Annotated in this window: 9 protein-coding genes and 3 pseudogenes; 6 read left to right on the plus strand and 6 right to left on the minus strand. The window is 75.7% G+C overall.

All coding sequences use genetic code 11. The features are described 5' to 3' along the window. The first annotated feature begins 258 nt into the window (after positions 1-258). The 3 genes from BJF80_RS18690 (at position 259) to BJF80_RS19635 (ending at position 2,570) form a co-directional block, all read left to right on the plus strand. A complete protein-coding gene (locus BJF80_RS18690) occupies positions 259-513 on the plus strand; it encodes a hypothetical protein (RefSeq protein WP_158068460.1) in 255 nt (84 codons plus the stop codon). 76 nt (positions 514-589) lie between these two features. Then, complete coding sequence (locus BJF80_RS03450) at positions 590-1,771, plus strand: thiamine ABC transporter substrate-binding protein (protein ID WP_143553954.1); 1,182 nt, start codon at positions 590-592, stop codon at positions 1,769-1,771. Positions 1,772-2,237: 466 nt separating this feature from the next. Next, a complete protein-coding gene (locus tag BJF80_RS19635) occupies positions 2,238-2,570 on the plus strand; it encodes an HAD family hydrolase (RefSeq protein WP_237767405.1) in 333 nt (110 codons plus the stop codon). Between the two features lie 90 nt (positions 2,571-2,660). Here BJF80_RS19635 and BJF80_RS03460 read toward each other — a convergent pair whose 3' ends face one another. The 6 genes from BJF80_RS03460 to BJF80_RS03485 form a co-directional block, all read right to left on the minus strand. Beyond that, positions 2,661-4,949, minus strand: a complete 2,289-nt coding sequence (locus BJF80_RS03460) for a glycosyltransferase (protein WP_075811361.1) — start codon at positions 4,947-4,949, stop codon at positions 2,661-2,663. Continuing rightward, the gene (locus tag BJF80_RS03465; RefSeq protein ID WP_075811363.1) at positions 4,937-5,857 is read right to left on the minus strand and encodes a WcbI family polysaccharide biosynthesis putative acetyltransferase; all 921 of its coding nucleotides are present in this window, start codon (positions 5,855-5,857) and stop codon (positions 4,937-4,939) included. Before BJF80_RS03465 ends, BJF80_RS03460 begins: the two co-directional genes overlap by 13 nt. A 91-nt stretch (positions 5,858-5,948) precedes the next feature. Next, positions 5,949-6,974, minus strand: a complete 1,026-nt coding sequence (locus BJF80_RS03470) for a glycosyltransferase (RefSeq protein WP_158068461.1) — start codon at positions 6,972-6,974, stop codon at positions 5,949-5,951. 4 nt (positions 6,975-6,978) lie between these two features. Further along, positions 6,979-7,584: a galactosyltransferase-related protein gene (locus BJF80_RS03475; RefSeq protein ID WP_202817131.1), complete on the minus strand. Its 606-nt coding sequence runs from the start codon at positions 7,582-7,584 to the stop codon at positions 6,979-6,981. Further along, a complete protein-coding gene (locus BJF80_RS19170) occupies positions 7,512-8,942 on the minus strand; it encodes a glycosyltransferase (RefSeq protein ID WP_202817132.1) in 1,431 nt (476 codons plus the stop codon). The genes BJF80_RS03475 and BJF80_RS19170 overlap by 73 nt, the downstream gene beginning before the upstream one ends. Continuing rightward, complete coding sequence (locus BJF80_RS03485) at positions 8,939-10,000, minus strand: glycosyltransferase (RefSeq protein ID WP_237767406.1); 1,062 nt, start codon at positions 9,998-10,000, stop codon at positions 8,939-8,941. Before BJF80_RS03485 ends, BJF80_RS19170 begins: the two co-directional genes overlap by 4 nt. 344 nt (positions 10,001-10,344) lie before the next feature. Here BJF80_RS03485 and BJF80_RS03490 point away from each other — a divergent pair. From BJF80_RS03490 to BJF80_RS03500, 3 pseudogenes are all read left to right on the plus strand, one after another. Beyond that, positions 10,345-12,035: pseudogene (locus BJF80_RS03490) on the plus strand (ABC transporter permease). Next, positions 12,035-13,023, plus strand: a pseudogene (locus tag BJF80_RS03495) (ABC transporter ATP-binding protein). The pseudogenes BJF80_RS03490 and BJF80_RS03495 overlap by 1 nt, the downstream one beginning before the upstream one ends. Before the next feature lie 138 nt (positions 13,024-13,161). Next, positions 13,162-14,351, plus strand: a pseudogene (locus BJF80_RS03500) (O-succinylhomoserine sulfhydrylase). The last annotated feature ends 18 nt before the right edge of the window (positions 14,352-14,369 follow it).

A 14,369-nucleotide genomic window follows, 5' to 3' on the forward strand; every position in this document is an offset into this window, starting at 1 on the left:
CCCACTAGTGACACGCCGTGTCACCGCTCACGCACGCGTTTCCCCAGGTCAAACCCTACTTCTGTGTCCATACCGCGACCATCAGCTGCGGAACTCAGGGAATACTGCCACACGACGACCGGACTCACCCTGTGGGGTGAACTCGCCTCTCGCGGCTTTCTTGCTATGGTCTGAGCGCTTTCATACCCTGGCAGTGTTGCCGGGGGGCTTTTTCGCCCCCGACCCAGCGTCCCCACCGGAGAGGTAGACCGCCGAGCCATGCCGTTCGAGCTGCCGGGCTGGGCCGTCCTCCTCCTGTGGATCCTGCTCGCCGTCGCCGCCCTGGCCGTTTTGCTCGGCAGTGCCCGGGGCACGCTGAGGGGTATGGACGTGGTCCTCGGGCCTCCGGAGCGCGACGAGGAGCACGGGGACGGCGGGGAGCAGGGGGACACCGGGGAAGGCAGGGACGGCGACGACCGGGACGACGGTGATACTGTCGGCGACGACCACGACAGGGGAGCGCCCGAGCGCTGAGAGTGCGGCACCCGCCGCAGACCCTCGAACCTGCACCGGCTAGCACCGGCGAAGGAAGTCGATGAGGAGCATCGCCATGACCACGTCCACGACACGCACACGCACCCGACGGATCACCTCCACCCTGGTCCTTGCGGCCACCACCGTGACCCTGGCCTCCTGCACGCTCACCGGCGGCGGGGGCGGGGAGGACGAGCCCACCGGGAGCACTGAGGCGGCCGACCCGGGCCCGACCGGCAGCGACGACACCGCCGACGCCGGGGACGAGACCGCTGCGGCGCCCACCCCGGCCGACACCGGCACCGTGGTGCTCACCGCCCACGACTCGTTCACGCTGCCGGACGACCTGGTCTCCGCCTTCGAGACCGACACCGGCTACGACCTGGAGATCCAGCTCGCCGGCGACGCCGGGCAGATGGCCAACCAGGTCGTGCTGACCGCCGGCAACCCCACCGCCGACGTCGTCTTCGGCATCGACACCACCTTCGCCAGCCGGGTCGTCGCCGCCGAGGCGCTGGAGGCATACCGCCCCGACGCGCTGCCGGAGTCCGCCACCGAGCACGACCTCACCGAGGGGGGCGAGGCATACCTCACCCCCGTCGACTACGGCGACGTCTGCGTCAACATCGACACCGCGTGGTTCGCGAACGAGGGCATCGAGCCGCCGGAGACGCTGACCGACCTGACCGAGGAGCAGTACGAGGACCTCTTCGTCACCCCGGGCGCGAGCACCTCCAGCCCGGGCATGGCCTTCCTGCTGGCGACGATCGGCGAGTTCGGCCCGGGGGAGTGGCAGGGCTACTGGAGCGACCTCATGGCCAACGGGACCAAGGTCACGAGCGGCTGGACCGACGCCTACACGGTCGACTTCACCGCCGGCGGCGGCGACGGCGACCGCCCGATCGTGCTGTCGTATGCCTCGAGCCCACCCTTCACCATCCCCGAGGGTGGCGTCGAGCCGACCACCCGGGCACTGCTCGACACCTGCTTCCGCCAGGTGGAGTATGCCGGTGTCCTCGCCGGCACGGACAACCCCGAGGGTGCGCAGGCGGTCGTCGACTGGCTGGTCAGCCCGGCGGTGCAGGCGGCCATCCCCGACGCGATGTATGTCTTCCCCGTCGACGACGAGGTCGAGCTGCCCGAGCTGTGGGCCCAGTGGGCGCAGGTCGCCGAGGACCCGATCGTGGTCGCCCCCGGGCAGATCGAGGCCGAGCGAGAGACCTGGCTGCGGGAGTGGGCCGACATCGCCACCGGGTGAGCGGCTCGGGGTCGCCGGCCGTACGGGCCGTGGCCTTCGACCTCGACGACACCCTCGCCCCCTCCAAGTCGCCCGTCCCCGAGGCCACCGCCACCGCGCTCAGCGAGCTGACCGCGGTGGTGCCGGTCTGCGTGATCTCCGGCGGCAGCTTCGAGCAGTTCCGCGACCAGCTGCTGGCCCGGCTGCCGACCCCGGCCACCGGCTGGGGCGGTCTGCACCTCATGCCGACCTGTGGGACGAGGTACTACCGTCGCGCCGCCGGGACGGCGGACTGGGCCCTGGTCGAGAGCCGTGAGCTGGACCCCGCCCGGCGGCGTCGGGCCATGCACATCGTGGAGGAGACGGCGCGCGAGCTCGGGTTGTGGGAGCCCGAGGACCGCGTGACAGGGGCACGCATCGAGGACAGGGGGTCGCAGGTGACCTTCTCGGCGCTGGGGCAGCAGGCCGCCATCGCCGACAAGCAGGCGTGGGACCCCGACGCGCCCGCCGCGGCCTACTCGCCCGTCACCTGGCGCAGCGGCTGCCCGACCTCGAGGTCCGCGTTGGGGGGTCGACCTCGGTCGACCTCACCGAGCGTGGGGTCGACAAGGCCTACGGCGTCGGTCGCTTCGCCCGCGAGGTCGGCGCCGACCCTCGCGAGGTGCTCTTCGTCGGCGACCGGCTGGACCCGCTGGGCAACGACTACCCCGTGCTGCGGCTCGGGGTCCAGGCCCGGCCCGTCGCCGACCACCACGAGACCGTGCAGGTGCTGCGCGAGCTCCTGCAGCGGCTGCGTGGGACGGCGCCCGGCCGCGCCTGACCGTGCGGGCCGCTGCTCACCGGCACGGCCCCCGGCGCCGGCACGGCCCCGAGCCCGCCCCCGGCACCGGTCGCCCCGAGCCCGCCACACTCAGGGGTGCCGCTGCCGCCAGTGCTCGACGACCACGTCGGCGGGCACCGGCTCCACCCAGCGGCCGGGGAGGCCGAGGGTGGGCGCCGGTGCCCCCTCCCACCGGGCCTCACCCTCGCGCCGGGTCGAGCGCACCCGCACCCCGCTGTCCCGGCTGTCCCCGGCGTCGTCGAGATCCGCCCCGGAGGCCGCGCCGAGCGTGAGGTGCGCCGGACCGGGCGGCCAGGGCAGCCGCAGCACCGCCTCGGGGCGGGTCACCTCCACCACGGCGCGGCAGCGGGCGAGCACCCGTCCGGGTGGGTCCCCTCGGTGCACCCGGGGGTCCGGCGGCACCGGGGCCGGGTGCGGCACCCAGACCCCGAGGTCGCCCAGCCGCAGCAGCGCCTCCACGACGACGACGAGCTGGCCGGGGGACCACGAGGCGCACCCCGGTCCCAGGACGGCGACGACGTCGGGCTGGGTGTGGTGCCACCCACGACCACGGACGAGCGGGTGGGGTATGCGCTCGGCCAGCGCGGCGGTCTCGGCGTTCTTCAGCCGCGCGAGCCCCGCGGCGTCGCCCTCGTGTCGCCCCGCCAGGTCGGGACCGTCGTGCCAGGCGAGGGCAGCCGGCTCGTGGCGCAGCCGCGCCCCGGCGAGCCAGGCCCGCCAGGCCAGGTCCCAGTCCTCCCCGCCATAGCCGGTCAGCGTCTCGTCGTAGCCGCCCACCGCCTCGAAGACGTCCCGGGAGATCGCGCTGACCGCCCCGATCACGTAGCGGAACGAGGTGTCGTCGGCATCCCGGAGGTCGCGGGTCGCGGCATACCCCTCACGCAGCCACCCGGGCTCGGTCAGGCACGCCGACGGCGGCCAGTCCTGGTCCGTCCCGGCGCCGCCGAGCCGGGCGTGCCGCCGACGCCCCACCGCGAGGGTCGGGCCCTCCAGGCAGGCGCGCTGCAGCGTCGCCACGTAGTCGTCCTCCGGCGCGGTGTCGCCGTCGAGGAAGACGATTACCCGGCCCTGCGCCCGGGAGGCACCGAGGTTGCGTGCGGCGGCCAGGCGGAAGCCGAGGTCCGGCTGCCGGACGACGGTGACCGGCAGCCGCATCGGGCCGATGACCGGCTCGGTGGGGGAGCCGTCGTCGGCGACCACCACCTCCAGCCCCCCGAGGACCCCGCGCTGGGCGTCCAGCCGGGCCAGGACGAGATCGAGCATCGGCTGGTCGCGGTAGTAGGGGACGACCACCGTGCACGCGGGACGGTCGGCCACCTCCCGCACCGCCCGCGCCGCCTCCGGCGAGGACGGACCCAGGGTGACCCCCTCGCCCAGCCAGGTGAGGTCGGGGTCGAGCAGCGCCGTGGTCACCGCCCGCGCCAGCCCTCCCGGCTCGACGAGCTGCACCGCGCCCGGCAGCCGGTGCGCCAGCTCGCTGGTGTAGCGCGAGCGGAGCACCAGGGGTCGCCTGCCCGCCGCCAGCCAGGTGGCGATGGACCCGGAGGCGGACACGTGCTGGTGCCCGGCCACCGGCACCGTCGCCGCGGCCAGCAGGCCGGGCAGCGCCTCGTCCGCCACCCACCCGGTCGTCGACCAGGACACCCCCGCCCGCCGGGCGCGGTCCGCCAGCAGGTCGGGAAGGTCCTCGTGGCCGCGGGATGCCCGCCCCAGGTTGCGTCCGACCACCGGCACGTGCCGGAGCGCCGGCTCCCGCGCCGCGGCCGCCGTCGCGTCGATCACCTGCTCCAGGCCCTTGCCCGGATAGAGGTAGCCCAGGGTCACCACGCTGCGCGGCCCGCCTGCCCGCGGCTCTACTGGAGGGCGGTCCGACGTGACCGCGCCCGGCAGCGGGTCGACCGGCAGCGGGACCACGTGGGTGCGGCGGTCCACGGCGCCGGCCACCAGGCCGCCCCGGGCGTGCCGGACGGCGGCGCGCAGCAGCAGCCGCTCGTGCTCGCTGGCCACGACGACCGCGTCGGTCCCGGCGGCGAGCGCGGCATAGAGCCGCACCCGGTCGGCGCGCCACCGCCCGTCGCTGGCCTGCGGCAGGTCGTGCAGCACGACCGTGACCCGTGCCGCGCCGGCGCAGGCACGGCGCCACGCGGGGAGAGCCCCGGCGGGCTGCCTCGCCAGCAGCCGGTCGGTCACCTGGGCCAGCACCGTCCTGCCGGCCAGCGCACCCTCGGGCAGGTCCTCCAGCGTGCCGGGCCGCAGCAGCTCGGCATCGCCCAGGTGCGGGTGCAGCGTCACCCCGTGCCGCACCACGCCGTGCTCGGCCGGGCCGGGCACGAGGTGGGCCAGGGTCAGGGGCGCCATCCCAGCGCCGCGAGGCGGGCACCCTTCTTGGCCAGGCCGACCTCGACGACGCGCGGATGCCGGGCGTAGAACTCCAGGTGCGCCTGCGCCACCTCCTCGTCCGTGACCTCCTCGCCGTCCACCAGCCAGTGCTCGCGCGGCTCACCCGGCAGCCCCAGCGCCTGCAGCACCTCGGCACGCAGCGGGGTGCGCACCGAGGACAGCAGCACCCGGCCCGGGTCCGAGACCCGGGCGCGGGGTGTGTCTCCTCCGATGTCGTCCACGACGCGCTGGGCCAGCCCGAGGAGCACCTCGTTGCCGGGGTGGTCGACCGTCCACCCGGCCCGTGCCCCGGCCTCGGCGACCAGGTCGCTCACCGGCAGCGTGCCCTCCGCCTGCTCGCGCCGGCGGAGCTCGGCGCCGGAGTCCGCCGCGACCTGCCGCACCGCCTCGGCGGGGAGCGTGGCCGGGCCGCTCCAGCCGGCGGCCAGACCCAGCCTGCGCACGTCGTGGTAGGGCACGACCGGCGGGTCGACCACCTCCTCGTCCTCGTGCCGGACCAGCACCTGCTCGGGGTAGAGCGCCTCGGAGAAGTAGTTGGCGACCCGGACCACCCGAGCCCCCTCCGGCAGCCGCGTGGCCACCTGTGCGGTGCCCAGCGGCATACCGTGGTAGTCCGCGCCGACCGGCTGGGCCACCAGCACGTCGAGCCGCTCGAGGAGGCGCCACAGGTGCGGCAGGTCGGACTCCACCAGCTCGTGCACCGGGGGCAGCCGGACCCCGCTGACCCGGCCCGAGGTGCCCACCGCCACGCGCAGCGCCTCCGCCTGGCAGTTGCCGTGGACCGCCAGCAGGGGCAGTCCCTCGTCGGGCAGGGGGTCGATCCCGTAGAAGACGCCGTAGTGCCGGCGTCGGCCCTCATCGCTCACAGCACGCCCTCCGTCTCCGCATCGACCCGGCGGCCCGAGAGCACCGCCGCATACACCGCAGTATGCAGTGCGGCACCTGCCTCCCGCTGTCTCACCCGCTCCTCCCGGTCCACGCGGGGCGGCGGGGACCCCGCGGCGCGCAGCAGCAGCTGGGCCAGCCGGCCCGGGTCCGGCGGCCGGGACGCCGGCCCCCACGACAGCACGCCCCCCTGCTCGCGCAGGTGCCCGACCTCGGGCGCCAGCACCCAGGTCCCCAGGTCGCGGCAGGCCTCGACCCAGCCGGAGTGGGTGGCCCAGGCGTAGGGCAGCACGGACACGTCCAGACCGCGCAGGTAGTCCCAGAGCTGGTCGTCCGGCAGCCGCGGGGCGACCTTGACGTCGACGACCCCCCAGGCCGGCCCACCCAGCTCGGTGAGCAGCCCCGCCACCCGGGGGTCGTGACCGGGCCGGTCCGGGTCCAGCACCTCGGGGTGGGCGCGCACCTCGAGCCGGGCGCCGACGGGAGCACGGAGTCGACCTCCCGCACCGCGGCGGCCAGGGCGGGCAGCGAGCGCAGCGGGGCCAGGTTGGCGCGCAGCGACTTCAGGTGCAGCCCGACGGTCAGCGGCCCGGACCGGGCCGGCCGGGGCCGGCCGACCAGGGGCAGCGGGGCGACGTGCGGGTGCGGCACGACGAGCGGTCGTCGCCCCAGGGTCCGCTGCACCACCTCGGCGGCCCCCTCGGTGAGGGTGAGCAGCCCGGCGGCGTGCTCGACGAGCAGCTCCAGGTGCTCGCGGTGCCGCCGCTGGTCCCGCAGCTGGGGGTGGTCCAGGTCGTGCACGGTGTGCACCAGCGGCAGGCGCTGCTCGCGCAGCATCTCCAGCCAGGTCCGGAGCCGGGCGGTGTCCTGGCCCTCCAGCCCGAAGTGGACGTGCACCAGGTCCTGCTCGCTGGCGTGCTCCCGCAGCCAGGCCGGGTCGAGGGCGGGGTGCGGCCACCACTCGCCGGGGGGTGCGCCGGGCACCGGCGGGTCCGGCAGGTGCACCACGGCGGGCTCGGTGCGGGGGTCGGGGCGGACGGGCAGGAGGGCGGCGACGTAGGCGTGCCCGGCCGGGATCTGCCGGACCCGGATGGTCACCGGGTCACCTGCCAACGCCCGTCGCCGTCAGGAGCCGCGAGGCCGCGCTCGCGCAGCTGCTCCAGCCACCCCAGCATCGGCCACCACCCCCACCGGTCGGCGAAGACGCCGGCGTTGCGCACCACCGCCTCGACATGGTCGACCGGCGGCGTCTGGGTGGGGTGGTGCTGGTGGTATGCCGTCGCGCCCCCACCCAGGTGAGGCTGCCCCCGAGGGAGCCGACGACCTGGGCGAAGTCGGTGTCCTCGCCGCCGTAGCCGACGAAGAGCGGGCAGAAGCCTCCGGTGCGGGCGAAGTCGGCGGCGGTGAGGGCGAAGCTCAGCGACCAGAACCTCGTGAGGTCCGGCTCGGCCCGGGTCTCCCCGGGTGCCGGTCGCACCCGGTCGGGACGGTGCACGCCGACCTCGGCGAGCCGGTGCAGCTGGTGTTCCCAGCCGCCGCACCCGGGCTCCCGGGGCGGCAGGTAGGCCACGTCGGCGCCCAGCACCGCCGGGGACGGGCGGGAGGGGCTCGGGTGGAGGTGGCGGGCATACGTGGTCAGCGTGGTGGGGCCGGGTATGCAGTCGACGTCGAGGAAGACGAGCCGGTCGGCGCCCGCGGCGGTGGCCACCCGGGCGCGGCGTTGCGCGCCGCGGCGAGGGGCAGGCCGAGCGGGTCGGCCGCGAGCGGCTCCACCAGCACCGGGACAGGGTCGCCGGCCGCCCGCCACGCCCGGTGGGCGACCTGCGCCACGGCAGGGTCGTCCATCGCGACCACCACGTGCAGGTCCGGTCGGCGCACCCCGGCCGCCAGCCCGGCCACCTGGGCACGCAGGTGGTCGTGACGGCCGTGGGCGAGGGTCAGGACGGCCAGCACCGCTGCTCCTGCAACCGGGCGGCGGCCTCGTCGAGGCGGTGCGCCGCGCGGGCGGCGCCCTGCTGCGACCCCCAGGTCGACCAGCCCTCGCCACCGGTCGCCAGCGCGCGGGCGAGCAGACCGGGCCAGGCCTCGGCAGCCGGCCACCCGGAGGCGGTCGCGGCCAGGCCGCGGCGCTCCAGCGCGCGCGCCGTGCTCCTCCTGCTCGCCGTGCGGCCGGGGTTGGGCGAGGACGACGGCGGGGCGCCCCGCCAGCGCGACATCGGCCACCGCACCCTGCCCGGCGTGGCACACGACGACCTCGGCGGCCCGCATCTCCGCGAGGAGGTCGGGGGAGGGCGGGTGGTCACCGCCCCGGACCAGCCAGCGCCGGCCGGTGCTGGCCCGTGCCGCCTCGAGGTCGTGCTCACCGGGTCCGGCGCCGCCCGAGCCCCAGACGACCAGGACCCCTCCCCGTCTCGGATCGACCGCGCCCAGCGGGCCCCGCCCCGGATCGACCGCGCCCGTGGCACCCTGCCCGCTCCCGGCGGGGAGCGCACCCGGCTCGCCCTGCCCGGGCCCTGGCCGCGCCGAGCCCTCACCGGGCGCGCCACCGGCGACCGCGAGGGCGCTGATGCCCCCGACCTCCCACGTCCTGGGCGCCGGCCCGCTCGCGGCGCCGTCCCCGTGAGCGCCCGGCGGCCACGGCGCCAGGACGGCCTCGGCGAGGGATCGCGCGAGGCGGTGCGGCTGGTCCTCGCGGTCCCCGGGCATACCGCCCAGCACGACCGGCACGCCGCACAGCCGCACGAGCACGGCGATCTCCACCGACACGTCGACCACGACGAGGTCGGGACGGGCGCGGTCCAGCCACCGGGCGACCTGATGGTGACGCCTGGCCAGACCGGGATGGTGCAGCGGCACCCAGTGCAGGGCACCCCCGGCCTCCGGCTGCGAGAGTCGCGGGTCCACCGGGGGCTGGTCGTCGCGCTCCAGCTCGACCCAGTCACCGGGCCAGCCCGCGGGCGGCCCACCCGAGCCCAGCCCGACCACCTCGGTCCGCAGCAACCGCGCCACCGCCGTGCCGCGGCGCCGGTGTCCCTGCCCGACGTGGTGCAGGTAGTAGCCGATCACCGCGCGGCCGCCGGGCCGACCGCCGCACCCAGGGGGCGGGGTGGTGCGGCCGCCAGCACGTCGTCGTAGACGCCGAGGTAGTCCTCGACCATGCGGTCCATCGAGTGGTGGGCGACCGCGTGCGCCCGGGCCCTGGCGCGGGGGAGCCGCACCACGTCAGGGACCAGCGCCGCGGCCTGCTCCACGAGGGTCGCGTCGTCCGCCGGGGGGACCAGCCGACCCACGCCGGGTCCGACCACCTCGGGCAGCCCGCCCCGGGCGAAGCCCAGCACGGGGGTGCCGCAGGCGAGCGCCTCGGCGGCGACCAGCCCGAAGGGCTCGTCCCAGGCGGGCGTCACGAGCAGGGCCGCGCTGCGGCCGACGAGGCGGGCCAGCTCGGCCGTCGGGAGGTGCCCGGCATAGCTCACCCCGCCGTCCCGCCCGCACCAGGGCCACAGCATCTCCCGGGCGTAGTCCTCGTCGCTGACCGGACCGGCGATGGTCAACGGCAGGCCCGCGCGGCGGGCGATCCGGGCCGCCAGGTGCGGCGCCTTCTCCGGGACGATGCGGCCGGACCACACCAGGCCCGGGCCCCCCGGCCCTGGTGTCCACTCCCGCACGTCCACCCCGTTGCGCACCACGCGGGCCGGGGTGACGTGGCGCCAGGCCGCCGCCGTCCACCGGCTCACCGCGGTGACGTGCAGGCGGTCGCGGCGGGGAGCGGTGCCGGCGATGGCGATGGCCGACTCCAGCCAGGGCGTGGGCGGTGTGTGCAGCGTCAGCACGGTGGGCACGCCCAGGGTCGGCGCCATCGCCGCCGGAAGGTGGTGCAGTGCGTGCGTGTGGACCAGGTCGACATCGGTGCGCCGCGCCAGGTGCAGCATGAGCTGGAGATAGGCGTGATGACGCTCCATCCAGCCCTCCTCCGGCATCGACACGTCCCGCCGGGCCGCCTCGGACAGCTCGAGCCGGTCCGGCCACAGGTAGTCCACGCCGGGGATGGGATCGCTGTGCCGGTCGGCGAAGACGCTCACCCGGTGACCGCGCGCCACCAGGCCGCGGGCCAGGTGCCACGTCACCGACTCCAGCCCGCCCGCGAAGGTTGGGAGATGGGGTGGCGCGTGTGGGCGACGACGACGACGTGCACCGGTGGTCCTCCTTAACGGTTACGGCGCGGGCGGGACGAGGGGTCGACCTGGACGGCGCCCGGCGGGTCCCGCGCGGCGCACCAGCGACACCCTAGGTCGGCCGGTCGCCTCCCGCGCGCCGGATCGTCCGGGTGGACCCCGACCCTGGGCACCCCGGGCCCGGCCTGCCCTGTAGGCTTCGGGCGACCGACAGGGGAGCCTCGAGCTGAGAGTGCGGCACGGCCCGCAGACCCTTAGAGCACCTGCTCCGGCTAGCACCGGCGAAGGGAGTCGACGTGGACCAGCCTGCCGCGCCCCGAGCGCGACGCGGGCCGTCGGCATACCTCAGCGGCCCGGGCATCGCCCTCGGGCTGGCCGCGGTGATCCCGCTGGCGTTCCTCACGGTCTTCTTCGCGCTGCCGGTGGGCGGGATGCTCGCGCGGGGGCTGTGGCCGGAGGGCCGGCTCGACCTCAGCGCGGTCCCGGAGGTGCTCGGTCGTGCCCGCACCCTGCGCGTCCTGACCTTCACCCTCGTCAGCTCGCTGGCCGGCACCGTCGTCACCCTGCTGCTCGGGATCCCGGTCGCCTTCGTCCTCTACCGGCTGCGCTTCCCCGGCCGGACGCTGCTGCGCGCCGTGGTCGTCATGCCGTTCGTGCTGCCGACGGTCGTGGTCGGCGTGATGTTCCGCTCGCTGCTCTCCGACGGCGGGCCGCTGGGCGGCCTGGGGCTGGACGCACGTGGGTGCCGATCCTGCTCGCCTTCGTCTTCTTCAACCTCGCCGTCGTGGTGCGGACCGTCGGCGGGCTCTGGGAGGGGATGGACCGGCGCGCCGAGGAGTCCGCCGCGACCCTGGGCGCGACGCCCTGGCAGGTATGGCGCACCGTCACCCTCCCCGCGCTCGCGCCCGGCGTCATCTCGGCCGGCACCCTCGTCTTCCTCTTCTGCTCCACCGCCTTCGGGGTCGTGCTCACCCTCGGCGGGTTGCGCTACGGCACCATCGAGACCGAGATCTACCTGCTGACCGTGCAGTTCCTCGACCTGCAGGGCGCGGCCGTCCTGTCGGTCCTTCAGCTCGTCGCCGTCGTGGCGATGCTCGCCGTGGCCGCCCGCGCCCGGAGCACCCGCGAGCAGGCGCTGCGCCGGGTCGACGTCCGGGCCTCCGCGCGCCGCCCCCGGCGCGACGACACACCGGCCCTGGCGGTGACCGCCCTGGTCGTCGGCTTCGTGCTGCTGCCGGTCGGCACGCTCGTCGCCCGGTCGCTGCGGGTGGGGCAGGGGTGGGGCCTGGCCCACTACCGTGCGCTGACCGACCCGGAGGCGACGAACGCCCTGCGGGTCAGCGTGACCGAGGCGATGGCCAACTCGCTGCGCACCGCCGTCGACGCCACCGTGCTCGCGATGATCCTCGGGCTCGTCGTCGCGGTCATCGTCTCCCGCCGGCCACGTCGGCCGGGGTGGGCGCGCACCGTGTCGGTCCTGGACGGGGTCTTCATGCTGCCGCTCGGGATCTCCGCGGTGACCGTCGGCTTCGGCTTCCTCATCACCCTGGACCGTCCGCCGCTGGACCTGCGCACCTCCCCGGTCCTCGTGCCGATCGCGCAGGCCATGGTGGCGCTGCCGTTGGTCGTGCGGACCCTGGCCCCGGTGCTGCGCTCGGTCGACCCGCGCCAGCGCGAGGCGGCCGCGACGCTCGGCGCCGGCCCGTGGCGAGCGGCGTGGACCGCCGAGGCGCCCGTGCTGGCCCGCCCGCTGCTCGCCGCGACCGGCTTCGCCTTCGCCGTCTCGCTGGGGGAGTTCGGCGCGACCAGCTTCCTCGCCCGACCGGACCGGCCTACCGTGCCCGTCGTCATCTACCAGCTCATCTCCCGGCCCGGCGCCGACCACCTCGGGATGGCGCTCGCCGCCAGCGTGCTGCTCGCGCTGGTGACCGTCGTCGTCATGGGCGTGGTCGAGCGGCTGCGGGTCGGCTCGGTAGGGGCGTTCTGATGCTCGAGCTCACCGATCTCACCGTGACCTTCCCCGGGGCCACCGCCGTCGACCACGTGTCGCTGCAGGTGGCGCGGGGTGACGTCCTCGCGGTCCTCGGGCCGTCGGGCTGCGGCAAGTCCACGCTGCTGCGGGCGGTCGCCGGGCTGGAGCAACCCTTCGCCGGCACCATCCGCTGGCGCGGCACCGACCTGTCCGGCGTGCCCACGCACGAGCGTGGCTTCGCCTGATGTTCCAGGACGGGCAGCTCTTCGCCCAGGCCAGCGTGGGGGACAACATCGGCTACCCGCTGCGGCTGCGCGGGGTCGGGCGCGGCGCGCGGGCCGCCCGGGTCGCCGAGCTGCTCGATCTCGTCGGGCTGCCCGGGTATGCCGACCGCCGCCCCGCCACCCTCTCCGGCGGCGAGCAGCAGCGCGTCGCGCTCGCCCGCTCGCTCGCCGCCGACCCCGAGCTGCTCCTGCTCGACGAGCCGCTCAGCTCCCTGGACCGGGCGCTGCGGGACCGGCTCGCCGGGGACCTGCGGGAGATCCTCGTCTCGACCGGCACCACCGCGATCCTCGTCACGCACGACCACGACGAGGCCTTCTCCGTGGCCGACCGGATGGCCGTCATGCTGCAGGGCCGGATCGCCCAGGAAGGTGCGTCCACCGAGGTCTGGCACACGCCGGCCTCCCGCGAGGTCGCGGCCTTCATCGGCTACGACAAGCTCCTCGAGGGCCCCGCCGCAGCCGTCCTGCGCCAGCACCTCCCACCCGACCGGGCGTCCGGGCCGGTGGCCCTGCGCCGCAGCGCGCTGCGGGTCGACCCGCGCGGCACGCTCTCCGGCACGGTCCGCCGGTCCACCACCGTCTCCGACGCTGTGCACCTCACCGTCGACGTCGAGGAGCTGGGTCGCTGCGAGGCCCTCTCCGCCGACCTCGGGCCGCAGGTCGGCGACACCGTCAGGCTCGCGGTGGATCGCCGCGGCGTCGCCCCGCTCTCCGACTGATCTGCGGTCGAGGCGGCGCATCTGTGCGGAACCTGCCGCGTTGCTGCGTGACGCGTGCTTATAGCGGAAGGACCTGCATACCGCAAGGAGGTATGCCGATGCCGGAACCGCGGGTGTCAGGCCCTAGATTGGTGCCCCATGGAGACCCCTGACGGATGGCGGCTGGACACGCTCGCGGTGCGCGGCGGTCTCATGCGCAGCCCCTTCGACGAGACGGCCGAGGCGCTCTACCCGACCTCGGGCTACGTCTACTCCAGCGCGCAGGAGGCGCAGGCGGCGTTCGAGGAGAAGATCGAGCGCTTCGTCTACAGCCGCTACGGCAACCCGACGGTCGCCATGCTCGAGGAGCGGATGCGGGTCATGCACGGCGCCGAGGCGGCGCAGGCCACCGCCTCGGGGATGTCCGCCGTCTTCACCGCGCTCGGCGGGCTGTGCGCCGCCGGTGACCGGATCGTCGCGAGCCGGGCGCTCTTCGGCTCCTGCTTCGTCATCATCGACGAGGTGCTGCGGCGCTGGGGCGTCGAGAGCACCTTCGTCGACGGCACCGACCTCGACGCCTGGCGCGAGGCGCTCGCCACCCCGGCCGCGGCCGTCTTCTTCGAGACCCCGAGCAACCCGACCCAGGAGCTCGTGGACATCGCGGCGGTGAGCGAGCTCGCCCACGCGGCCGGCGCCACGGTCGTGGTCGACAACGTCTTCGGCACGCCGGTCTTCTCGCGGCCGCTGGACCACGGCGCCGACATCGTCGTCTACTCCACGACCAAGCACATCGACGGTCAGGGCCGGGTCATGGGCGGCATGATCCTGGGCCCGGAGGAGCTCGTGGCGGGCCCGATCCAGACGCTGCTGCGGCATACCGGACCGGCGATGTCGCCCTTCAACGCCTGGGTCACGCTCAAGGGGCTGGAGACGATGGCCCTGCGCGTCGAGCGGCAGGCGGCCACCGCGCTCACCCTCGCGCAGGAGCTCGAGGCCGACCCGCGGGTGCTGGCCGTGCACCATCCTGGCTGGAGTCGCACCCGCAGGCCGAGCTCGCGCGGCGGCAGATGACCGGCGGCGGGACCGTGGTGACCTTCACCCTCGACGCCGGGCAGGAGGAGACCTTCGCCTTCATGAACGCGCTGCGGGTGGTGGACATCTCCAACAACCTGGGTGACACGAAGTCGCTGACCACCCACCCGGCGACGACGACCCACCGGCGGCTGCCGGAGGAGGCGCGCCGGGCCGCGGGCATCACCGAGGGCACGATCCGGCTGTCGGTCGGGCTCGAGGACGTCGACGACCTGCGCGAGGACCTGGAGCGGGGCTTCGCGGCCGCCTTCGGCTGACCCCGTCCGCACCATAGG

The sequence above is a fragment of the Serinicoccus sp. CUA-874 genome (assembly GCF_001942225.1).
GTDB classification, from domain to species: domain Bacteria; phylum Actinomycetota; class Actinomycetes; order Actinomycetales; family Dermatophilaceae; genus Ornithinicoccus; species Ornithinicoccus marinus.

Bases quoted from the DNA above. Each gene is read 5' to 3' on its own strand.
- BJF80_RS18690 (WP_158068460.1), top strand. From the start codon at position 259: ATGCCGTTCGAGCTGCCGGGCTGGGCCGTCCTCCTCCTGTGGATCCTG.
- BJF80_RS03450 (WP_143553954.1), top strand. From the start codon at position 590: ATGACCACGTCCACGACACGCACACGCACCCGACGGATCACCTCCACC.
- BJF80_RS03460 (WP_075811361.1), bottom strand. From the start codon at position 4,949: ATGGCGCCCCTGACCCTGGCCCACCTCGTGCCCGGCCCGGCCGAGCAC.